The sequence below is a fragment of the Blastococcus sp. SYSU DS0552 genome, from assembly GCF_054050815.1.
This window is the reverse complement of the sequence record NZ_JBJHAB010000022.1, coordinates 16,035-37,781: the sequence shown is the minus strand read 5'-3', so window position 1 is coordinate 37,781 and position 21,747 is coordinate 16,035. Positions and strand designations below refer to the sequence as shown.

Here is a 21,747-nt window from a genome sequence, read left to right as displayed (position 1 = left end):
CACGGTCAGGTCAGTCGCCATAGAACACCCAGTACTTCGATGCGAGGAAGTTGATCGCGGTCAGCCCACCGACGATGAGCAGGAGGAACCAGGCGAGCGCGGACGCGTAGCCCATGTCGAAGTTCCCGAAGCCGCGCTGGTAGAGGTAGAGCGTGTAGAACAGCGTCGAGTCGGCCGGGCCACCGGTGCCGCCGCTGACGATGAACGCCTGCGTGAAGGTCTGGAACGCGTTGATCGTCTGCAGCACGAGGTTGAAGAAGATGATCGGCGAGAGCAGCGGCAGGGTGACCTGGAAGAACTGCCGGACCTTCCCCGCGCCGTCCAGGGACGCCGCCTCGTAGTACATCGTCGGGATCTGCCGCAGGCCGGCCAGGAAGATGACCATCGGGGCACCGAAGGTCCAGACGTTCAGGACGATCAGCGTGCCGAGGGCGTAGTCGGGGTCGGAGACCCAGCCGGGCGGGTTGTCGAACCCGACGAACCGGAGCACCTGGTTGAGCAGGCCGTCGGAGCCGAAGATCTGCCGCCACAGGATGGCGATCGCGACGCTCCCGCCGATCAGCGACGGCAGGTAGTAGATGGACCGGTACAGCGCCAGGCCGCGCAGGCCGCGGTCGAGGATCATCGCCAGGAACAGCGCGAACGCCAGCTGCAGCGGCACCGAGACGACGACGTAGGTGAACGTGACCCTGAGCGACTGGTAGAAGCGCGGGTCGTCGAACATCCGCTCGAAGTTGGCCAGCCCGACCCACTCCGGCGAGCCGATGAGGCTGTAGTCGGTGAAGGACAGGTAGGCCGACGCCAGGATGGGGCCGGCGGTGATGAACAGCAGGCCGGCGAACCACGGTGCGAGGAACAGGTAGGGCACCAGCCGGCCGGACTGCCTGCTGCGCCGCCGCTTTCCGGGCGACGACGCGTTGCGCCCCCCGGGGGGAGCCTCGTCGTGCGGGCGTGCACGCGACGAGACGTCGAGCGTGGACGACACGGGCTCTCACCTCTCTGCAGAGCTCGGCGGACGGGTTCGCCGGGTGGACGGAGTGCAGTGCATCACACTTGGTAAGCGCTTTCTAGAGCCTCCCGCGACGACCTGCTCCCGCCACGAGCCGGCGGCTGCACCCCCCGCGAGGAGCTGTGCGGTGAGTCACAGTGCGGCAAGCGCTTTCTAACCAACCGCCGAAACCATGTCAATGGGTCGATCCGGCGCAGATCACCGCACGCGCTTCCCGCACCGCGCTGACCTGCGTATTCGTCTCCACAAGGAGCCGGGGAACCGCAGCCGTGGAGGCGCGTCGTCGGCAACCCCTTTCCAGGGCAGGTGACCGTCGCTACGCTCGGCAGCGCTGCGGCCCACCGGGCGACCGCACTGGGTGGAACGGGGGAACGGTGTCGGAGACGTCCGGGCCGGCCGGCCGCGTGGTCCTCGTCGGAGCCCACGGCCACGGGCGCTGGCACCTGCAGAACCTCCGTCGCCTGAGCGCCTCCAGCGGGATCCGGCTGGTCGGGATCTGCGACCCCCGGCCGCTCGACGACGAGCTGGCCGAGCTGGCCGGTGACGTGCCGGTGTCCCCGGCCCTGGATGACCTGCTCACCCGCGTGGCCCCCGACGTCACGATCATCTGCACCCCGATCCACACCCACACGGACCTGTCGCTGACCGCGGCCAGGGCCGGCAGCCACGTGCTGCTGGAGAAGCCGCCGGCGCCGACCATGGCGGATTTCGAGCGCCTGGTCGCCGGCATCGAGGCGACCGGCATGGCCTGCCAGGTCGGTTTCCAGAGCCTGGGCTCGGCGGCCATCGGGCGGGTGCGCTCGCTCGTGGCCGAGGGGGCGATCGGCTCGCTCCGGGGCGTGGGCGGCGCCTGCGCCTGGGTCCGGGACGCCTCCTACTACGACCGGGCCCCCTGGGCCGGCCGGCGCACCGTCGACGGGGTCCCGGTGGTGGACGGCGCCCTGACCAACCCGTTCGCCCACGCCGTCGCCACCGCGCTGGCGCTCACCGGGGCGACCGGCCCCGGCTCGCTGGCCGCCATCGAGGTGGAGCTCTACCGGGCGAACCCGATCGAGGCCGACGACACCTCCTGCCTGCGGGTGCGGACCGCCGACGGCGTGACGATCGTCATCGCGGCCACGCTGGCCGCCGAGCGCCCCCGCGACCCCCAACTGGTGGTCCACGGCTCGGCCGGCCGGATCACGCTGTCCTACAAGACCGGCACGGTGCGGCTGCAGGCCGGCGAGGTGGACGAGACGACGACGCACCCGAGCACCGACCTGCTGGAGAACCTGCTGGCGCACATCGCCGACCGCAGCGTTCCGCTCCTCGTGCCGCCGGCGCAGACCCACTCCTTCATGCGCATCGTCGAGGCGGTCCGCTGCGCGCCGGACCCGATCGAGATCCCGGCCCACAACCGGCGGAGCGAGGGCGCGGGCCCGGCCCGCCACCAGGTCGTGCCCGGGATCGACCAACTGGTCGACGACGCCGCCGAGCAGCTGCGGCTGTTCTCCGAGCTCGACGCGCCGTGGGCCCGGCCCGGCACGCGCACCGATCTGCCGACCGGCGCGGCGGGAGCCTGACGATGGCGCTCAAGGGGGTCCACCAGGGCCACGTCCCGGAGCACCCGGTGCCGGCGGGCAGGACGCTCGCCACGCTGCGGGTCGGCGACGTCGTCGTCGCCACCTACTGCGACGGCGCCGACCTGCCGGCGGTCCTGGCCCCCCGGCCGTTCCTGCACCCGGTGACCACGTTGTCCGGCCGCCCGGTGACCGACGCCCAGCCCGAGGACCACCGGTGGCACCTGGGCGTCTCGGTGACCCTGCAGGACGTCGGGGGGGCCAACATCTGGGGCGGTCGGACGTACCTGGCCGGGGAGGGGTACACGTGGCGGGCCGACCACGGCCGGCAGGTGCACACCGGCTGGCGCTCCCGGGACGCCACGGGGTTCACCGAGACCCTCGAGTGGCGCGGGCCCCGCGGCGAGGTCCTGCTCACCGAGGAGCGCACCCTCCGGGCACGCGCGGCCGACCTGCCGGGCGGGTGGACCCTCGACCTCTCCACCCGCCTGCGCAACGCGACGGGTGCGCAGCTGCAGCTGGGCAGCCCGGCCACCCACGGGCGGTCCGGGGCCGGGTACGGCGGGCTGTTCTGGCGGCTGCCCACCGCGCCGGACGCGCGGGTCACCACCGCGGACGCCGAAGGGGAGGATGCCGTGCACGGCGCGGTGGCGCCCTGGGTGGCGTACTCCGCCGGCGGTCCGGATCCTGTGACGGTGGCGCTGGCCGGGCTCGATGACCAGGCACGGGCAGACCCGTGGTTCGTCCGGGTCGCCGACTACCCGGGCCTGGGCTCGCAGCTGGCCGCCGAACGGCCGGTGCTGCTGGCCCCCGGCGAGGAGACCACGCGGAGCTTCCGCGCCCTGATCGCCGACGGGACGCCCGGTCCCGACGGCATCACCCGCGCGTTGACCGCCGCCGCCGAGGACGGGCCGTGACCACCCCCGCGCAGGAGCCCCCCCGCCGCAGGCCGGGTCCGGGCGCCGCCGGGCCCGACGGTGCCCGGCGGGCCGGCCCGGTCCTGCTCGCCGAGGTCGCCGCCCAGGCCGGCGTCTCCCTGGCCACCGCCTCGCGCGTGCTCAGCGGCAGCCGCTCGGTGGGCGAGCCGCACCGCGGACGGGTGCTGGCCGCCGCCCGCGAGCTGCAGTACACGCCGAACGCACAGGCGCAGGCCGTGGCCCGCGGGGCGAGCAACGTCGTTGGGCTGATCATCCATGACGTCCTCGACCCGTACTTCTCCAGCATCGCCCGGGGTGTCATGCGGCACGTCGAGGAGCGGGAGCTGGTCGTCCTGCTGGCCAGCACGCACAGCGACCTCCAGCGCGAGCTGGAGTTCGTGGCCACCATGCGTTCGCACCGCTCGCGCGCGCTGATCATCTGCGGCAGCCGCACCACGGACCGGGCCCACAACGAACGGCTGGCCAAGGAGCTCGACGGCTACACGGCCGCCGGTGGCCGCGCCGCGGTCATCAGCCAGAACCGGCTGGGAACGCACGCGGTCGTGCCGCAGAACCGCGCCGGCGCGCGGAAGCTGGCCCGGGAGCTGTGCCGCCTCGGGCACCGGGAGTTCGCCGTGCTCGCCGGGCCGACGGGCCTGCTGGCGTCCCGCGACCGGGTCGCCGGGTTCCGCGACGGGCTGGCCGACGAGGGGGTTCCCCTCGGGAACATGCAGGTGCTGCACGGGGCCTTCACGCACGAGGGCGGCGAGGAGATGGTCACCCGGCTGGTAGAGGACGGGCTCCGGGCCAGCTGCATCTTCGCCGTCAACGACGTGATGGCGCTCGGTGCGCTCTCGGGTCTGCGGAAAGCAGGTGTCGACGTGCCCGGTGACGTCTCGCTGGCCGGCTTCGACGACATCCCCACCCTGCGCGACGTCGTCCCGGCGCTCACCTCGGTGCGGCTCCCGCTGGAGGAGATGGGGGTCCAGGCCGCCCAGCTCGCTCTCGACGCCGAACCGGATGCCGAGCCGCGCAGCGTGAAGGTCCACGCCGAGGTGGTGCTGCGCGACAGCACCCGCCGGCTGCGCTGAGGCGACGTGTCCCCGGACCCGGCCGCACCGTCGGCCGCCGATCGCGGCGTCAAGCGCGAGCGGGTCCTGCGCCTGCTCCGCGACGCCGGGCGCGAGCGCCTCGTGCTGACCAGCGTCGGTGCGCTGGCCTGGTACCTCGACGGCGCCCGGCCGGCCGTCCGCCTCTCCGCGGAACGCGGCGTCCTCGCGGTCGTCGTGGACGCCGACGGGGACGCCGTGATCGTGCCCGGGAACGAGGTGGACCGGCTCCGCGCCGAGGAGCTGCCCGCGGCGGTCGACGTCCGGGTGACCGACTGGTGGGCCCCGCTGCTGGGGCCCGAGCTCGCGCCGGGCGCACCGGGAGTCCTGCACGAGGACGAGCCGGCGGCCGCCGAGGGGCTCCGGGCGGCCCGGGCGGCGCTGCTGCCGGCCGAGCGGGAGCGGTACCGGGCGCTGGGCCGGGACGCCGCGGAGGCGCTCACCACGGCCGCGTTGCGGCTGCACCCGCGGATGCCCGAGCGGGAGGCGGCCGCGCTGCTCGCCGGCGAGCTCGTCGCCCGGGGCGCCGATCCGGTGGTCGTGCTGGTCGCCGGGGAGGATCGGCTGCCCTTCCGCCACGCGCTGCCCACCGCCGGGCCGCTGGGCCACCGGGTGATGCTCGTCGTCTGCGCCCGGCGCCACGGGCTGATCGCCAACGCCACCCGGTGGGTCCGCCTGGGCGGGCCGGGCCGGGAGGACGCCGGCGCGGCCGCCCGCATCCGGGAGGTCGAGACGGCCTTCCTCGCCGCGACGGTCCCCGGCCGCACGGTGGGCGACGCCCTGGCCGCCGGCATCGCCGCGTACGCCGCCGCCGGGTTCCGCGCCGACGAGTGGACCCGGCACCACCAGGGCGGGCCGACGGGCTACTGGGGGCGCGACCCGGTCGCCACGCCCGGCAGCCGCGTCCCGGTGGTCCTCCACCAGGCGTTCGCCTGGAACCCGTCGGCCCCCGGGGTCAAGGCCGAGGACACGGTGCTGCTGGGCCCCGACGGCCTCGAGGTGCTGACCACCGACGGGGTGTGGCCGCAGACGCCCGATGCGCTCGGGCTGCCGCGCCCCGACGTCCTCGTGCGCTGACCGCCCGGGAGCCCGCGAGGGCGCCGTCCCCCCGGCATGGCCGGGGGGACGGCGCCCTCACCTCGGGACGGCGCTCAGCGGAGCTCGCCGCTGCCGGCCCCGGCCCGCACCAGCCCGGGCACGGCGGACGTCGGGTCGAGACGCTCGACGAAGGCCGGCGTCCAGCTCACCGTGGTCGGGATGTCCGGTTCGTGGGCGGCGTTGTAGGCCTCGACCAGGCTCACCCGGCCGTTCCCGCCCCCGCGGACGAGGGTGCCGGACTCCGCGAGCCCAGCGTCGGTGAGCCGGTCACCGCGCCAGTCCTCGACGACGTCGGCGCGGTCGATCGCCGGGTGCAGGAGGAAGGCGTTGTTCTCCGCGATGATCTCGGCCTCGACCCCGACCCCCCACGTGTAGCTGTAGTACTCGGGGTTGGTGACGACGTACAGGTTGTTGTAGACGTGCACGTCGCCGTACCGCACCCGCGGTGCCCGCTGGCCGATGTCCTGCCAGAGGTTGTGGTGGAAGGTGACCCGGAGCGTGCCGCGGTCGCTGGTCCGGCTGTTCGAGGAGCCGATCAGGTTGGTCTTGTCGTGGTCGAGGAACTCGTTCCACGAGACGGTGACCAGGTCGGCGCCGTTGGTGATGTCCAGCAGCCCGTCGTGCACCTCGAAGCGTGCGCCGTGGACGGTGGGCAGCGACTCCGGGGGGTTGCGCCCGTCGTCGAAGGTGTTGTGGTCGACCCAGACGTGGGTGGACTCGGCGATCCACAGGTTGTCGTAGTCGGCGTTCCAGGCCCCGGCGTCGCCGTCGGTCGGGTCCCAGGCGGTGAAGCAGTCGTAGGCGTCGGACAGCCGCAGGTTGCGGATGATCACGTTGTCGGAGCCCCGGACCGTGAGCGCCGCCCCGACGATCCCGGCGTCCCGGCCGACGCCCACGATGGTGACGTTCGAGCCGACGTACTGGCGGATCTGGGCGTTCTGCACGGCTGCCGACGCCGCCCGGGCGTCCTCGAGCGGGCCGGCGGGCTCGGTCTCGGTCCCCCACACCTCCGGCGCGTAGGCGTCGATGTAGTCCTGCATGTCGAAGCCCTCGACCTCGTAGGCGGCGCAGTCGACAGCGCCGTCGGGTGTGCGCAGGTTCGCGTCGAGCACCCCGTGCACGTAGACGATGCGCGGGGTCGTGTCGCCGCGTGCGGCGTCGCCCCCGAGCGCCGCGCGGAACTCCTCCCAGGTGTCGACGTGGAAGACGTGGTCGGCGCTCGCGGCCCGGCCCCCCGTCGTGCCGCCCTCGGCCGCGGCCCAGCCGTCCTGCGGGCCGAGCGCCTCCCGGCCCAGATCGCCGCCGCGCGCGGAGGCCGCGCCGGTCGGGAGGAGTGTGACGAGCAGTGCTCCGGCGGCTCCGGCGACCACCGCGCGATGGAACGGACGCATGCGGGACTCCCTCGGGAAATCGCTTTCTGTGGCGTGCGCCACATTAGGTAAAGCGCTTTCCGGGTGTCAACGGTCGTCCGCGCGGCGTGCGTCAGCCCTGCGCGGTACCGGATCGGGACGCCGCCCACTCCGCCACCGCGGCGGCGGTGGTGGCGCGCAGCAGCTCTGCCGCCCGGCGGAGCGCGTCGTCCACGCCCTCCGCCCGGGCCGCCAGGGCGTGCGCCGCCCGGATTCCGGCGGCCCGCAGCAGGTCGGGCGGGGCGCTCACCTGACCCGCGACCGCCACCACGTCCGCCCCGTGCTGCCGGGCCAGGCGGGCGACCCCCAGCGGCGCCTTGCCGGCCAGGCTCTGGTCGTCCAGGTGCCCTTCGCCGATGAGCACCAGGTCTGCCCCGCGGACGACGGCCGGGAGGTCGAGCAGCTCCAGCAGCAGGTCGATGCCCGACGCCGCCCGGGCCCCGAGGAACGCCATCCCGCCGACGCCCAGCCCCCCGGCGGCGCCGGCGCCGGGCCGGGCGGCGAGATCGCCGCCGCGCATCGCCGCCAGCCGGTCCCCGTAGACGGCCAGGGCGGCATCGAGCTCGGCCACGGTCGCCGGGTCGGCCCCCTTCTGCGGTGCGAACACCGCGGCAGCGCCTGCCGGACCGGTGAGCGGGTTGTCCACGTCGCAGGCGAGCACGGCGTCCACCTCGCGCAGGCGGTGGTCGAGCCCGGCGGTGTCCACGGTTCCCAGCTCCGCCAGCGCCGCCCCTCCCGGAGGGAGCTCCCGCCCGGACGCGTCGAGCATCCGGGCGCCGAGGGCGACGGCCATGCCGGCCCCGCCGTCGGTGGTCGCGCTGCCGCCGAGCCCCAGCACGAACCTGCGGTAGCCCAGGTCCAGGCCCGCGGTGATCAGCTGCCCCACGCCGTACGTCGTCGCCGTGCGGGCGGTGGCCGGTCCAGGCTGCGGCACGTGCCGCAGCCCGCACGCCTGCGCCGTCTCGACGTAGACCGTGTCGCCGATGATCGCCAGGTCCGCGTCGACCTCTCCGCCCACCGGGCCGGTGACCCTGCGGCGGACCAGCCGCGCCCCGGCCCGGCGCAGGACGTCGACGGTCCCGTCGCCACCGTCGGCCACCGGGACGGCGACGACCCGGCAGTCCGGTAGCGCGTCCCGGCAGCCGGCAGCCATGGCGTCCGCCGCCGCGGCGGCGGTCATACTGCCCTTGAACTTGTCGGGGGCGACGACGATCGAGACCTGGGTCACGCACCGAAGGCTAAGGCAACCGCTTTCCCTGCGGTGGGATCCTCGAACCGCTTCCCCCATGGATATCTCAGCGCTAAGGTTTCATCCCATGAGTACGCGCCGGGTCCGCATCGGCATCGACACCGGCGGGACGTTCACCGACGTCGTCGCCGTGGACGAGGAGACCGGTCGGACGACCACCACCAAGACCCCTTCCACCCCCGCCGACCCGGCCGAGGGCTTCCTCACGGGTGTCCGCAAGGTCCTCGACCTCATGGGGCTGACCGGCGAGGCGGTCACCGCCGTCAGCCACGGGACGACGGTCGCGACCAACCAGCTGCTCGAGGGCAAGCTCGACCGGCTGGGCTTCATCACCACCGAGGGCTACGAGTCGGTGCTGGAGATCGCCCGTCAGTCGGTGCCCGACGGCTACGGCAACAGCTACTTCTGGGTCAAGCCGCCCCGCATCGTCCCGGCCGATCTGGTGCGCACCGTCCGCGGGCGGCTGGACCACACCGGCGCCGAGGTGCGCCCCTTCGACGAGGACGACGCCCGCGCCGCGGCCCGGTTCTTCCGCGAGGCCGGCATCTCGACGATCGGGGTCTGCTTCCTGCACGCCTACGCGGACGACGCGCACGAGCGCCGCATGCTCGAGGTGCTCCGCGAGGAGCACCCGGACGCCGTGGTGAGCATCAGCTCCCAGGTGCTGCGCGAGTACCGCGAGTACGAGCGGTCGGTGACCACACTGGTCGACGCCGCCGTCAAGCCCAAGGTGGGCGCCTACGTCACCAACATCCGCACCCGGCTCGACGAGATCGCGCCCGGCGTGCCGTTCTACGTGATGAAGAGCAACGGCGGCGTGCTGTCGGCCGCGGAGGTCGTGCACCAGCCGATCACCACGATGCTCTCCGGCCCCGCCGCCGGTGCGCTCGGCGCCGCGCTGATCGCGGGCACGGCCGGGTTCGACCGGGTGCTCACCTGCGACGGCGGCGGCACCTCCACCGACGTCACCGTGGTCATCGACGGCGAGCCCGCGCTCACCACCGAGGGCTCGGTCGGCGACTACCCCAGCAAGATCCCGATGATCGACGTCGTCACCGTCGGCGCCGGCGGCGGCTCGATCGCCTGGCTCTCGCCCGAGGGCACGCTCAAGGTGGGCCCGAAGTCGGCCGGCGCCGACCCCGGCCCGATCTGCTACCCGAACGGCGGCGACCAGCCGACCGTCACCGACGCGCACGTCGTCCTGGGCCGGATCCCCCCGCACCTGCTGGGCGGGGAGATCCCGCTGTCGGTCGACGCGGCGCGGGCCGGGCTGGAGCAGCTCGGCGCGAAACTGGACCTCTCCCTGGAGCGCACCGCGACCGGGATCCTGGAGATCTCCGCGTGGAACCAGGCCAACGCGCTGCGCCAGGTGACGGTCGCCAAGGGCCTCGACGTCCGCGACTTCACGCTGACCACCTTCGGCGGCTCCGGCTCCCTGCTGGCGTGCCGGCTCATGGACATCCTCAACCTGCCGCGCACGCTGGTACCGCCGAACCCGGGCAACGTCAGCGCGTTCGGCCTGCTCACCGTCGACGTCCGCAACGACTACGTGCAGACCGTGATCAGCAAGCACGTCGACCTCGACCTGGCCCGGGTGCGCGCGGTCTACGCCGACCTCGAGGCCCAGGCGCAAGAGGCGCTGGACGGCGAGGGCTTCGCCCGCGACGCCCAGCGCATGCAGCGGACGGCGGACCTGCGCTACGTCGGCCAGGCGTTCGAGGTGCGGGTGCCGGTCGCCGAGGGCGAGCTGGACGCGGCGGCCACCGAGCAGGTCGCCGAGGCGTTCCACGCCGCGCACCGCCAGCTCTACGGCTACGACTTCGCCGACGACCCGCGTCAGGCCGTGGAGTGGGTCAACCTTCGCGTGAGCGGCATCGGCCCGATCCGCCGGCCCGACCTGGTCGAGCTGGCGCCCGGGAACGGCGGGACGGACCGGGCCGTCACGGGTTCGCGTCCCGTCTTCTTCGACGACTGGGTGGAGACGCCCACGTACAACCGCCCCGACCTCGCCGCCGGTGACGTGGTCAGCGGCCCGGCGATCGTCGAGGAGTTCGGCTCCACCGTCCCGGTGCACCCGGGCTTCACCGCCACCGTGGACAGCTACGGCAACCTGATCCTCACGAAGGAGTCGGACCAGTGACGACGTTCCCCACCGGTCCCCTGAACGCCACGAAGGTCGACGCCGACCCCGTCCTCGTCGAGATCGTCGCCGGCACGCTGGCCGCGATCGAGAAGGAGGTCGAGACCTCCATCGGCCGGACCTCTCGCTCGCCGATGATCCGGGATGCGCACGACTTCCGCGCCGGCATCCATGACCGGAACCTGCGCAAGCTCACCGGCCGCTCGTACTCGGCGCTCGTGCACCCCGTGGTGCGCGACTACCCGATCGAGACGATGAACCCCGGGGACGTCTACTTCCACAACGACGTCTACGCCTCCGAGGGCGGAATCGGCCACCTGCCCGACCTCTGCGTGACGGTGCCCGTGTTCGCGCACGTGGACGGCGCCGAGCGCGTCGTCGCCTTCATCCAGGCGTTCGGCCACCACGACGACATCGGCGGCGCGGTGCCCGGGTCCATGCCGAGCGCGGCGACCAGCGTGTACGAGGAAGGCCTGATGGTCCCCCCGATCAAGCTGTGGGACCGCGGCGTGCCCAACGAGAGCGCGCTGAAGATCATGACCCGCAACTCGCGGATGCCCGACTCGCTCGCCGCCGACCTCGACGCCGAGTGCTCGGCCTGCCTGGCCGGTGCCCGGCGGCTGGGCGAGCTGTTCGACCGGTACGGGGTGCCGGCGGTGGAGGCCTCGTTCGACGCGATCCTCGACAGCTCCACGGAGGTCTACCGGCGGGAGATCCTCAGCCAGATCCCCGACGGCACCTACGTGTGGGAGGACTACGCCGAGCACGACGGCGTCGAGGAGCCGCAGCTGCACCGCCAGCGGATCACGCTGACCATGGACTCCACCAAGGAGACCCCGCTGGTCATCGACTTCACCGGCACCGGCCCGCAAGCCAAGGGACCGATCAACCACTGCGGTGACTACGCCGACGGCAACTTCCTCAAGAAGTGGCTGGCGCCGATCCTGCGCAATCTGGCCGAGAGCCCCGAGCGCATGGCCCAGCTGGACGTCAACGAGGGCGTCGTCCCGCTGATCGAGATGCGGTTCCCGGAGAAGGGCACGCTGCTCACCCCGATCTTCCCCGCACCCACCAACGCGCGGACGTTCGTGATCCTGCGGCTGCTCGGCGTCCTGGCCGGGGTGCTGGCCAAGGCCACCGGCGGCCGGATGCCGGCCGACCAGGAGACGATCCGCTACACCGGCGTCTACGGCACGGACTTCGACGGGCAGCCGTACCTGATGCGGGAGGTGCTGGGCGGCGGCTCGGGCGGGCGGTACTACGCCGACGGCGAGGACACGATCCACGTCGTCCCGGACTCCCGGAACCTGCCCACCGAGTTCACCGAGGGCCGCTTCCCGCTGCGGGTGGAGCGGCTGGGCCTGGCGATGGACTCGGGTGGCCCGGGCCGCTACCGCGGCGGCTGCGGCTACGAGAAGCACATCCGCGTGCTGCGCGATGCGCACTTCATGTCGATCGCCGACCGCTCGATCCTCGCCTGCTGGGGGGTCAAGGGCGGCAAGGCCGGGCGGCCGTTCCAGATCACCGTCGACCCGGGCGGCCCCGACGAGCACGAGGTCGATGCGCTGGCCGACGCCGAGCCGCTCAAGGCCGGCACGGTGGTGCGCATCCGGACCACCGGCGGCGGCGGCTGGGGCGACCCGCTGGACCGCCCGGTCGACGAGGTGCTGCGGGACATCGCCTGGCGCAAGGTGTCGGTCGAGGGCGCGCGGGCGGACTACGGCGTGGTCGTCCTCGAGGACGGCACGGCGGACCCGGCCGCCACCGAGGAGCTGCGCGCGTCGATGCGGGCCGCCCGCACGGGCGAGGAGCCGTTCTTCGACCGCGGCCCGGGCTACGCCACCCTCTCCGGCGGCGCGGCGTTCAACGAGTTCGACCTCCTCTAGAGGCCCAGGCGAAGGAAGCTATGCATGTGGTTCGGCGACCGATTCCGCATGCATAGCTTCCTTTGCCTGCGCGCTCCTCGCCGGTGGGGCAGGCTCCGGGCATGACCGAACCGCGCGAGGACGACGACCAGCCGAACAACCTGCGGCCCGGCCAGTACGACGAGGGCGGCCACGGCGGCATGGCCACCCGCGAGCTCGACGCCGAGAAGGCGGACGAGAACCGGGACGACTGAGCCCTACCCCGCACCCAGCGCGCCGGCGGTGCGGCTGTCGGCGGGCAGGAAGGCCTCGATGCTGAGCTCGGCGGCGGTGAGGTCGACGGCGGTGCCGAACGTCGTGACGGTGCTCAGGAAGCTGAGCACCTCCGGACCCACCCGGAGGCGCAGCGGGACGGCGATGCCGTCGGGGACGCTGCGGTCGCTGCCTCCGGGCAGCGCGAGAAGCTCCCGGTGCAGCGCGGCCAGCCCCGGGTCACCGCTCAGGTGCGCCTCGCGGCCCAGCCGGTGCAGGACGTGCCGCCGCCACTGCGGCAGGTTCAGGATCCGCGGAGCCAGGCCGTCGGGGTGCAGGCTCAGTCGCAGCACGTTGACCGGCGGCTCCAGCAGGTGCGGGGCAGCGCCCTCGGTGAGCGCGGCGACGGCCCGGTTGGCCGCCACGAGGCACCAGGACCGGTCGACGACGACCGCGGGGAACGGCTCGTACGCGGCGAGCACGAGGTCGATCGCGGCGCGGACCGTGCCCATGTCGGGATCCGCGAGATCCCGACGGCGGTAGGCGGGGGCGAAGCCGGCCGCCGCCAGGAGCTCGTTACGAGCACCGAGCGGGATCTCGAGCTGCTCGGCCAGGTGCAGCACCATGTCGCGGCTGGGCCGGGCGCGGCCGGTCTCGACGAAGCTCAGGTGCCGGGAGGAGACCCCCGCCGCGCCGGCGAGGTCGAGCTGGCTGAGCCGGCGGCGCTGCCGCCACGTGCGCAGCAGCTCACCGACGTGGCGGTCCTGCACGACTCCACCGGTCACGCCGCCGACGCTAGCGACGACGGTGCCCCGTGTCGCTTACCTCCCAGGTAATCGACCCGCGGCCTGCGCGCCGCCACCGTTGCCGGCATGACCACCATGCACCCCGCCCCCTCGCCCCTGGGGGCCGGCGACCTGCTCCGCCCGGCCCTCCGCATCGACGCCGTCGTCACCGCCGCGAACGGCGCGGCGTACCTGCTGGCCGCACCGCTGCTGGACGGCCCCCTGGGCCTGCCCGCCGGCCTCCTCCGCGGCGCCGGCGTGTTCCTGCTCGGCTACGCCGCCGCCGCCGTCTGGCTCGTCGCGGCACGCCGCCGCCCGAGCACCGCGGCCGTGGAGGCCATCGTCGGCGGCAACCTGCTGTGGGCCGCCCTCAGCGTCGTCGCCGTCGTCGCCGGGTGGTGGTCCCCGACCACCCTCGGCGCCGTCTGGCTCGTCCTGCAGGCCGCGGTCGTCGCCGGGTTCGCGGCGCTGCAACTGCTCGGCCTGCGCCGACGCTGACCCCGTGGTGGCCGGGCCCCGAGGGCCAGGAGGCGCCGATCTGCACCGGCCAGGAGCGAAACCCGCGCAGCGCCCCCGCCAGCCTGCTGACGGGGGCACTGCGCGGAGCCGGTCAGGTCAGCGGCTCGGTGCTCCCGGACTCCGGCTTGGCCTGGTCGCCGGTCTGCCCCTCGTCGCCCTCCGTGGAGGTGTCCTGCTCGACGCCCTCCGGCGTGACCGGGGTCTCCTCGAGCACGTTCTCCCGGGCGTCGTCCCGGTCGGTCCCTGGTACTTCGGTCATCTCGACCTCCTCTCGGCGTACCCGGCCCCTACCCGGGCCCGGCGCCTCCGACGCGGGATACGCCAGCGGCGAACGCCGGCGTGCCCGGCCGCACCGGCGCGGGTCAGGGGCGGCGCCACCAGCGGCGACGGGGCGGTGGCGCGGGCTCCACCGGGGCGGGCGCGGGCGGCGGCCGGTCGCGCTCCCAGGACGCCACGAGCGCGTCGACGTCGGCCAGGCCCGGCACCGGCGACCAGCGGCTCTCCTGCGGCCGGCGCCAGAATGCCTCCACCCGGGCGTTGTAGTCCTCCGCGAGCGCCCGCACCTCCGCCGCCGTCGTCAGCCGCGCGGCCCGGGCGGGCAGCTGGTCGCGCTCCCGCCGCAACGCCAGCCCGGGCGGCAGCATGGCCGCCGTCTCGACGCCTTCGCGCCGGGCCTTGGCCACCGCCCAGTCGTAGGCCGTCTGCTCCCGGTCGAGGCCGGCGATCGGCTTGCCGGCACCGCTCAGGCGGTCGAAGTCCCCGCGCTCGCGCGCCTGGGCGATCTGGGTCTCCACCCAGGTCTCGAACGAGACCCCCGGGGGCTTCCGCTCGGTCATCACCGTCCATGGTCCACGCATCTGCCAGGCTCGCCACCATGCGGACGACGAGCAGCCGAGAGGTGTACCGCAACCCGTGGATCCGGGTGCGGGAGGACAGCGTGGAGCGGGCCGACGGCTCCACCGGCGTCTACGGCGTGGTGGAGAAGCCCGATTTCGCGCTGGTGCTGCCCGCCGAGCGGGACGGCTTCTGGCTCGTGGAGCAGTTCCGCCACCCCGTCGGCCGCCGCGCCTGGGAGTTCCCGCAGGGCACCTGGTCCCACGGCGCGCAGGGCACGGCCGAGGCGCTGGCCCGGGCCGAGCTCGCCGAGGAGACCGGCCTGCGGGCCGGGTCCCTGACCCACCTGGGCCGCCTCGACCTGGCGCCGGGCCTGTCCACCCAGCGGTTCGACGTCTGGCTGGCCACCGACCTCACGGTCGGCGCCACCGCCCGGGAGGTGACCGAGGCGGACATGATCTGCGCGTTCGTGCCCGAGGACGAGTTGCGCGCCATGATCCTGGACGGCCGGTTCACCGACGGCCCCTCGCTGGCGGCCTACGCCCTCCTGGGGCTGGGACGGGCGGCCCGCTGACCTGACGACGATCGGGGGATGGGCCGGCGCAGCCCACCGACCCCGCAGCGTGGCGACCGGCCCTCGAACGGGTGTGACCTGCCGCTGCCGGCGTGCGCGGCGCCCGGCCGGCCAGCAGGCTGTCCGGGTGCCCCTGTCCGCCCCGGGTCTGCCCGCGCTGCCGCCCGAGCTCGCCGGGCCGGTCGCCGTGGAGCTGGCCAAGCCGGTGCGCGACATCCCGCCCCCCACGGCGCTGACCGGCGGCTGCCGGTACGAGCCCAAGTGGGACGGCTACCGGCTGGTGATCGTGCGCGACCACGGCTCGACCCGGCTGTGGTCCAAGCAGGGGCGCGAGCTCACCGACCGGTTCCCCGACGTGGCGGCCGCCGCCCTCGCCCAGGTGCCCGCCGGCACGGTGGTCGACGGCGAGGTCGTCATCTGGCACGGCGACCGGCTGGACTTCGGGTTGCTGCAGCGGCGCCTGGTGACCTCGGCCGGCCGCATCGCCGCGGAGGTGGCGACCGCACCGGCCTCCTACGTCGCGTTCGACCTGCTCGCCGCCGGCGGGGAGGACCTCCGCGGCCGGACGTTCACCAAGCGCCGGGCCGCCCTCGAGCAGCTGGCCGGCGGCTGGGCCCCGCCGCTGCAGCTCTCGCCGGTGACCGCCGACCCCGTCGAGGCGCGGCAGTGGTCCGACGACTTCCGCCCGGCCGGCGTCGAGGGGCTGGTGGTGAAGGGAGCGGCGACCCGTTACGCGCCGGGACGCCGGGAGTGGCTGAAGGTCAAGAGCTGGGAGACCACCGAGGTGCTCGCCGGCGGCGTCATCGGCTCCCTCGAGCGCCCCGGTCAGCTGGTGGCCGGCCGCTACCGCGACGGTGAACTGGTCGTCGTCGGCCGCAGCAGCCCGCTCACACCGGCGCAGTCGGCCGAGCTGGCCGGCGTCCTGCGCCCGGCCGGCACCGACCACCCGTGGCCCGAGCGCATCGGCACCGGGCGGTTCGGCGGCGGCCGTCTCGCCGTGCCGCTGACCCGCGTGCAACCGACCACCGTCGTCGAGGTGAGCGCCGACGCGGCCCTCCAGGCCGGGGTGTTCCGCCACCCGCTGCGCTTCGTCCGGGTGCGACCCGACCTACGCCCCGAGGACCTCCCCCTACTGCCCTGACGCCGGCACCTCCCCCGGTGGGATGAGGTGATCAAAGGAGGGCGTCGTCGCTGCCGATGGGTTCGCGTGACCGGTTCCGACGCCCCGACCGCCCGTGCCGCATGGCTGCACACGGCGGTGCTCGTGCTGGGCATCGGCCTCGTCGTGGCGCTCGTCCCGGTCGGCCCGTGGCGGCCGGCCGCCGAGATCGCGCTCTACGCCCTCGGGACCGCCGGGGTGCTGACCGCGCTGCGACGGCACCGGACCCCGCTCGTCGTCGCCTGGTCCGGCCTGGCGGCCGGACTCGTCTTCTTCGCGCTGAGCTGCGTGGCGGACGTCGCCGCGCAGGCCGGCCTCGCACCGGGGGTCAGCGCACCGCTGGAATCCGCGCTCGACGTCGCCGCGTACGCGGCACTCGTCGTCGGGGCGGTGGGGGTGGTCCGCGGCGGCCGGCGGCGACGGGACTGGGCCTCCTGGACCGACACCCTCACCCTCCTGCTGGCGGCCGGTCTCATCCTCCTCGCGGTGCAGGGCGACCCGCACAGGCAGGGGGAGAACCTGGTCGAGGTCAGCGTCGGGACCCCCGTGCTCACCGCCGTCCTGCTCGTCGTCTGCGTGCCGCTGGCCCTCACCCGGGGCCGGACGGTCACCACGACGGCGCTGTTCGCCGCCGCCGCGCTGGCCGTGGCGGCATACGGCGGCGCCATCCTCACCGGCTCCACGCTGCGGGGGTCGGGGGTGCTGGACCCGCTGTCGCTGCTCCCCGTCGCCGCGCTCTGCCTGGCCGGCCGGCACCCCTCGGTCACCGCGCTGGGGCCCGGCCCCGCCACCGACGGGGACACCACCTTCGGCCGGGTCGTCACCGTGGGCGCCGCCCTGCTGGTCAGCCCCGCCGTCCTGATCCTGTGGACCGCGGACCACGGTGAGGTCGGCTACGTCCTGGGCGGCGGGAGCGCGCTGCTGACCGGGCTCGCCCTCTGGCGGCTGCTCGCGCTCAGCCGGGAGCGGGAACGCACCCGGCTCGCGCTGACCGCGAGCGAGGCCCGGCTGCAGCTCCTGCTGGAGAGCGCGGCCGACGTCATCGCCATCGTCGACGCCGCGGGGACGGTCACCTACATGAGCCCGGCCGTCCAGTCGCTGCTCGGTCGTCCCCCGGCGTACTACGTCGGGCGCGACGCCGTCTCGCTGGCCGACCCCCGCGACCAGCCGCGCCTCCGGGCCGCCGTCGCCGCGGCCGGCCACTCGTCAGGCGGGGACTCCGGCGTCGTGGACACCGACATCCGGGTGCAGCACAGCTCGGGTGGCACCCGGTGGGTCGAGATGCGGATCAGCGGTCGCGTGGACGCCGCCGGCATCGAGGGCTGGGTCGTGAACTTCCGGGAGGTCACGGACCGGAAGCTCTTCGAGGACGAGCTGCGCCGTCAGGCCCGCACCGATCCGCTGACCGGGCTGCTCAACCGCACCGCCTTCAACGAACGGCTGGCCCAGGCCACCACCGCCACCGCCCCGGGCGCCGCCCCGGCGGTGCTCTTCGTCGACGTCGACGACTTCAAGAGCGTGAACGACACCCTGGGGCACGCGGCCGGGGACGACCTCCTGCTGGCCGTCGCCGCCCGGCTGTCCGCCGACGTGCGGGGGGACGACGTGGTGGCGCGGCTGGGCGGCGACGAGTTCGCCCTCCTGCTCGACGACGCCGACGGCGACCGCCTGCGCGAGGTCGCCGACCGCCTGCTCGCGGCGCTCCGGGCCCCCGTGGAGGTCGGCGACCGCACGATCACCGTGACCGCCAGCATCGGCGGCGCGCTGGGCGTGGCCGGCTGCACGGCCGAGGAGCTGCTGCACCGGGCGGACACCGCGATGTACGCCGCGAAGCGGTCGGGCAAGGACTCGCGCGCCCTGCTGGCGGCGACGGACACCGTGCTCGGCTGAACCCGCTCCACGGGTCAGGGCTGCTGCGGCACCCGGCCCAGGCCCACGAGCAGGCGGCGCAGCAGCGCCGCGAGCTGCTCCCGGTCCCCCGACGGCAGGGCCTCCAGCAGGCGCCGCTCGGTCTCCAGGTGGTCGGGCAGCGCTGCGTCCAGGGCCGCCCGGCCGGCGTCGGTGAGCGTGACCACGACGGCCCGCCCGTCGGCCTCGCTGCGCTCACGGGTGATCAGGCCCCGCTCCTCCAGCCGGTCCAGCCGCTGGGTGATCGCCCCGGAGGTGACCAGCGCCGTGCGCATCAGGGCGGTAGGAGTGAGCTGGTAGGGCGCTCCCGCCCGCCGGAGCGCCGCCAGGACGTCGAAGGACGGCGCGTCGAGACCGTGCCGGGCGAAGGTGTCCCGCTGCGCGAGGTGGACCTCCCGCTGCAGCTGCGTGATGCGCCCGATGATCCCCATCGGAGAGCAGTCCAGATCCGGGCGTTCCCGAGCCCACTGCTCGAGGATCAGGTCGACGGCGTCCTCCACGTCGCTCACCGTAACGGCCCCGACCGCGCAGCCAGGCCGCCGCGCATCAGCGCAGCCGGCTGCTGAGCCGGACCGAGAAGCCGGACGGACCGGGGAGCAGGTCCACGTGGTCCCACAGCTTGCGCGCCAGCCACAGCCCCATCCCGCCGTTGGCGAGGTCGACCCCGTGCGCGGGGCGGAAACCTGCCCAAGGCAGGTCGAAGCCGGCGCCCTGGTCGGTGATCGTGCACACCAGCCCCTCGCCGTCGGCCCACACGTACGCGGAGACCGGTCGGGACCCGTGCCGGAAGGCGTTGGAGGCGATCTCGCTGGCGGCCAGGTGCAGGTCCGCGGCCTGGTCCCGGTCGGGAACCCGGGCCGTGATCACCGTGCGGAGCTCCTGGCGGAGGTAGGCCAGCGACGGCGCGTCCTCGACCGCGAGCGCCGGCGCACCGGCCTCCATCGGCTCCCGGGGGAGCGGCAGCCGGCGCACGTAGTCGGCGGGTTCCTCGAACGCCCCGCTCCGCTCCACCCGGCCGCCGGTGAGCAGCTCGGGGTGCGTGGCGGCCGCGCCGGCCAGCACCTCGGCCGGGAGCTCGCGGCGGTCGAACAGGCACAGCGCCGAGACCGGCCGTGCGGCCAGCAGGATGTTGACGGCGGCCTCGTAGCGCAGGCCTTCCCGCCAGTTCCGCGGCGCGGAGCCGAACTGCACCTGACCGACGACGCGCAGCCGGCCCGAGCCGGTCTCCCTCGCCCGTCGCATCAGTTCCCAGGTGGCGGCGACGGCATCGGGCACGGAGGTGTCGAGCAGGGACACCCGGGGGTCCGCTGCCAGGGCGCCGGCGCGCTCCCCCAGCCCCCCGCCGATCAGCGCCGCCGTCTGCGGCGGGCAGCAGAGAACGACCAGGTCGTCGTCGCGCAGGCCCTCGTCCAGGTAGGGCAGGACGGCCGCGAGCAGCTCCGCGTCCGAGCCGACCAGCGCGGCGGTGTGGGTGCGCACCTGCTGCGCGGGCGCAGGGTGGCAGGCGACCGGGCCGGCCACCGCGGCGTCCCCGTCCCTCACCTGAGCCATGCAGCCCCCTGCGCCCTTGGGCCGGAGCCTTCCGGCCGGCTGGTTGAGCATTCTGCGACATCCTGGGCCACGCGGCACCGGCAGCGCGCGGCGGGGTGGGTCCCGTTCACCCCTTGGGGCTGCCCGGGGGCGGACGCACCGGTGGCGGCGGGGTGTCCACCCCACCGCCACCGGCCGGCGTCAGGTCACTGCTGGAAGGCTCCGGCCACCTTCCGCAGCTCGCCGGACATGCGCACGAGGTCGTCGGCCGCCGCCTGCATGGCGACCACCCCGGCGGAGGTCTCCTGCGCACCCTGGGCGACCTCGGCGACGGTCCCGGCGATCGACCGGCCGCTCTCCGCGGCGTCCCCGATCGCCCGGCTCATCTCGTTCGTGGTGGCGGTCTGCTCCTCGACGGCCGAGGCGATCGTCGTCTGGTAGTCGTTGATCTCCGCGATGATCGTGGTGACGTCGCCGATCGCCCGGACGGCGCTGCCGGTGTCGGTCTGGATGGCCTCGACCCGCTTGGCGATGTCCTCGGTCGCCTTCGCCGTCTCCTGCGCCAGCTCCTTCACCTCGTTCGCCACCACCGCGAAGCCCTTGCCGGCCTCACCCGCGCGGGCCGCCTCGATCGTGGCGTTCAGCGCCAGCAGGTTGGTCTGCTCGGCGATGCTCGTGATCACCTTCACCACGTTGCCGATCTCCGCCGAGGACTCCCCCAGCTTGCCGATCGTCGCCGAGGTCGACTCCGCCGCGGAGACGGCGCTGCCGGCGATCCGGGCGGCCTCGGCGGCGTTGTGCGCGATCTCCCGGATCGAGGCACCCATCTCCTCCGCTCCCGCGGCGACCGCCTCGATCCCGCTGCTCACCTCGCGGGTCGCGCTGGTGACGCTCTGGGCCTGGCCCTGCGAGCGGTCGGCCGTACCCGCGATCGACTCGCTGGTGGACGACAGCGTGCGGGCGGCCTCCTCGAGCAGCTGCGAGGCCTGGCCGACCTCGGTCACGACGCCGGAGACCCGTCCCAGCGTGGTGTTCACCGCGCCGGCGAGCTGGTCCAGCTCGGTCCGGCCGGCACCCTCGTCGAGCCGGCGCTTGAGGTCACCGGTGCAGAGCACCTCGGTCATGGTGCGCAGCGGCCGGCTGATGCTGCGGGAGATGACCAGCGACAGCCCCACGATGAGCAGGATGAGCGGCGCCGCCCAGAGCGCGACCGTGACCAGCTCCTCCCGGAAGGCGCCGTCGAGGTCGGCGACGTAGATGCCCGAGCCGACCACCCAGCCCCACGGCTCGTACCCGGTCACGAAGGAGATCTTGGGCTGCGGCTCCTCCTCGCCGGGCTTGGGCCACAGGTAGTCGACGAAGCCGCTGCCCTCGGCCTCGACCACCTCCACGAACTCGACGAAGAGCTTCTTGCCGTCGGGGTCCTCGTTGGCCGAGAGGTCCTGCCCGTCGAGCTCGGGCTTGATCGGGTGCATGACCATGCGCGGGGTCATGTCGTTGATCCAGAAGTACTCCTCGCCGGAGTACCGGAGCCCGCGGATCGCGGCCGTCGCCGCCGCCTGCGCCTCCGCCCGGGTCAGCTCGCCGGCCACCTCCTGCTCGCCGTAGTGGGCGATGACGCCCAGTGCGGCCTCGACGGCCACGCGGGCCTGGGTGCGCTGCTCCTCCTCGATCGTCGAGCGCACCTGCAGCGCCCCGATCACGGCGATGGTCGCCATCCCGATGACCGCCACGAGCACCAACGTCATCAGACGGGTGCTCACCTTCACACCGCGCAGTCGCCCGGTCATGGATGCTCCTTCGGTCGGATCCCTCGCTCCCGTACTCGGGA

The 21,747-nt window shown here is 74.4% G+C and carries 20 protein-coding genes; 11 read left to right on the top strand and 9 right to left on the bottom strand.

Annotated elements, in window-relative coordinates:
- Positions 1-10: 10 nt before the first annotated feature.
- The gene (locus ACI8AG_RS18120) at positions 11-985 is read right to left on the bottom strand and encodes a carbohydrate ABC transporter permease (RefSeq protein WP_456598113.1); all 975 of its coding nucleotides are present in this window, start codon (positions 983-985) and stop codon (positions 11-13) included.
- Between the two features lie 398 nt (positions 986-1,383).
- On the opposite strand from ACI8AG_RS18120, the gene ACI8AG_RS18115 reads away from it, so the two are divergent.
- The 4 genes from ACI8AG_RS18115 to ACI8AG_RS18100 are packed head-to-tail and all read left to right on the top strand — an operon-like array spanning position 1,384 to position 5,671.
- A complete protein-coding gene (locus ACI8AG_RS18115) occupies positions 1,384-2,571 on the top strand; it encodes a Gfo/Idh/MocA family protein (RefSeq protein WP_456598112.1) in 1,188 nt (395 codons plus the stop codon).
- A gap of 2 nt (positions 2,572-2,573) precedes the next feature.
- A complete protein-coding gene (locus ACI8AG_RS18110; protein ID WP_456598111.1) occupies positions 2,574-3,485 on the top strand; it encodes a DUF6807 domain-containing protein in 912 nt (303 codons plus the stop codon).
- Positions 3,482-4,576: a LacI family DNA-binding transcriptional regulator gene (locus tag ACI8AG_RS18105; RefSeq protein WP_456598110.1), complete on the top strand. Its 1,095-nt coding sequence runs from the start codon at positions 3,482-3,484 to the stop codon at positions 4,574-4,576. The genes ACI8AG_RS18110 and ACI8AG_RS18105 overlap by 4 nt, the downstream gene beginning before the upstream one ends.
- 6 nt (positions 4,577-4,582) lie before the next feature.
- Positions 4,583-5,671, top strand: coding sequence for a M24 family metallopeptidase (locus tag ACI8AG_RS18100; protein WP_456589794.1), 1,089 nt, complete (start codon positions 4,583-4,585; stop codon positions 5,669-5,671).
- A 74-nt stretch (positions 5,672-5,745) separates the two neighbouring features.
- Here ACI8AG_RS18100 and ACI8AG_RS18095 read toward each other — a convergent pair whose 3' ends face one another.
- Together ACI8AG_RS18095 and ACI8AG_RS18090 are read right to left on the bottom strand one after the other, a co-directional pair.
- Positions 5,746-7,083, bottom strand: a complete 1,338-nt coding sequence (locus tag ACI8AG_RS18095; protein ID WP_456598109.1) for a pectate lyase family protein — start codon at positions 7,081-7,083, stop codon at positions 5,746-5,748.
- 91 nt (positions 7,084-7,174) lie between these two features.
- Positions 7,175-8,329, bottom strand: coding sequence for a glycerate kinase (locus tag ACI8AG_RS18090; protein WP_456598108.1), 1,155 nt, complete (start codon positions 8,327-8,329; stop codon positions 7,175-7,177).
- Between the two features lie 88 nt (positions 8,330-8,417).
- Between ACI8AG_RS18090 and ACI8AG_RS18085 the strand changes: the two genes are divergently transcribed.
- The 3 genes from ACI8AG_RS18085 (at position 8,418) to ACI8AG_RS18075 (ending at position 12,609) form a co-directional block, all read left to right on the top strand.
- Positions 8,418-10,490 (top strand): hydantoinase/oxoprolinase family protein, encoded by a 2,073-nt coding sequence (locus ACI8AG_RS18085; RefSeq protein ID WP_456598107.1) that lies wholly within the window; start codon positions 8,418-8,420, stop codon positions 10,488-10,490.
- Positions 10,487-12,376 carry a hydantoinase B/oxoprolinase family protein gene (locus ACI8AG_RS18080; protein WP_456589798.1) on the top strand — a complete coding sequence of 630 codons (1,890 nt, stop codon included), beginning with the start codon at positions 10,487-10,489 and terminating at the stop codon, positions 12,374-12,376. The genes ACI8AG_RS18085 and ACI8AG_RS18080 overlap by 4 nt, the downstream gene beginning before the upstream one ends.
- 101 nt (positions 12,377-12,477) lie before the next feature.
- On the top strand, positions 12,478-12,609 hold the full coding sequence (locus ACI8AG_RS18075) for a hypothetical protein (RefSeq protein WP_456598106.1): 132 nt from the start codon (positions 12,478-12,480) through the stop codon (positions 12,607-12,609).
- Positions 12,610-12,612: 3 nt separating this feature from the next.
- Here the strand turns inward: ACI8AG_RS18075 and ACI8AG_RS18070 are convergent, their stop codons facing one another.
- Complete coding sequence (locus ACI8AG_RS18070; protein WP_456598105.1) at positions 12,613-13,392, bottom strand: helix-turn-helix domain-containing protein; 780 nt, start codon at positions 13,390-13,392, stop codon at positions 12,613-12,615.
- Positions 13,393-13,479: 87 nt separating this feature from the next.
- Between ACI8AG_RS18070 and ACI8AG_RS18065 the strand changes: the two genes are divergently transcribed.
- Positions 13,480-13,890 carry a hypothetical protein gene (locus ACI8AG_RS18065; protein ID WP_456598104.1) on the top strand — a complete coding sequence of 137 codons (411 nt, stop codon included), beginning with the start codon at positions 13,480-13,482 and terminating at the stop codon, positions 13,888-13,890.
- Positions 13,891-14,002: 112 nt separating this feature from the next.
- Here the strand turns inward: ACI8AG_RS18065 and ACI8AG_RS18060 are convergent, their stop codons facing one another.
- Together ACI8AG_RS18060 and ACI8AG_RS18055 are read right to left on the bottom strand one after the other, a co-directional pair.
- Complete coding sequence (locus ACI8AG_RS18060; protein ID WP_456589802.1) at positions 14,003-14,170, bottom strand: hypothetical protein; 168 nt, start codon at positions 14,168-14,170, stop codon at positions 14,003-14,005.
- Positions 14,171-14,273: 103 nt separating this feature from the next.
- Positions 14,274-14,747 carry a DnaJ family domain-containing protein gene (locus tag ACI8AG_RS18055; RefSeq protein ID WP_456589803.1) on the bottom strand — a complete coding sequence of 158 codons (474 nt, stop codon included), beginning with the start codon at positions 14,745-14,747 and terminating at the stop codon, positions 14,274-14,276.
- 38 nt (positions 14,748-14,785) lie between these two features.
- On the opposite strand from ACI8AG_RS18055, the gene ACI8AG_RS18050 reads away from it, so the two are divergent.
- The 3 genes from ACI8AG_RS18050 (at position 14,786) to ACI8AG_RS18040 (ending at position 18,368) form a co-directional block, all read left to right on the top strand.
- A complete protein-coding gene (locus tag ACI8AG_RS18050) occupies positions 14,786-15,319 on the top strand; it encodes an NUDIX domain-containing protein (RefSeq protein WP_456598103.1) in 534 nt (177 codons plus the stop codon).
- Positions 15,320-15,446: 127 nt separating this feature from the next.
- The gene (locus ACI8AG_RS18045; RefSeq protein ID WP_456598102.1) at positions 15,447-16,460 is read left to right on the top strand and encodes an ATP-dependent DNA ligase; all 1,014 of its coding nucleotides are present in this window, start codon (positions 15,447-15,449) and stop codon (positions 16,458-16,460) included.
- 66 nt (positions 16,461-16,526) lie between these two features.
- Positions 16,527-18,368: a diguanylate cyclase domain-containing protein gene (locus ACI8AG_RS18040; RefSeq protein WP_456598101.1), complete on the top strand. Its 1,842-nt coding sequence runs from the start codon at positions 16,527-16,529 to the stop codon at positions 18,366-18,368.
- 14 nt (positions 18,369-18,382) lie between these two features.
- Here the strand turns inward: ACI8AG_RS18040 and ACI8AG_RS18035 are convergent, their stop codons facing one another.
- The 3 genes from ACI8AG_RS18035 to ACI8AG_RS18025 all read right to left on the bottom strand — a co-directional run bounded on the left by ACI8AG_RS18035 (position 18,383) and on the right by ACI8AG_RS18025 (position 21,706).
- Positions 18,383-18,886, bottom strand: coding sequence for a MarR family winged helix-turn-helix transcriptional regulator (locus ACI8AG_RS18035; protein WP_456598100.1), 504 nt, complete (start codon positions 18,884-18,886; stop codon positions 18,383-18,385).
- A 46-nt stretch (positions 18,887-18,932) separates the two neighbouring features.
- Positions 18,933-19,937, bottom strand: coding sequence for an anti-sigma factor RsbA family regulatory protein (locus ACI8AG_RS18030; protein WP_456598099.1), 1,005 nt, complete (start codon positions 19,935-19,937; stop codon positions 18,933-18,935).
- 185 nt (positions 19,938-20,122) lie between these two features.
- Complete coding sequence (locus ACI8AG_RS18025) at positions 20,123-21,706, bottom strand: methyl-accepting chemotaxis protein (RefSeq protein ID WP_456598098.1); 1,584 nt, start codon at positions 21,704-21,706, stop codon at positions 20,123-20,125.
- Positions 21,707-21,747: the final 41 nt, after the last annotated feature.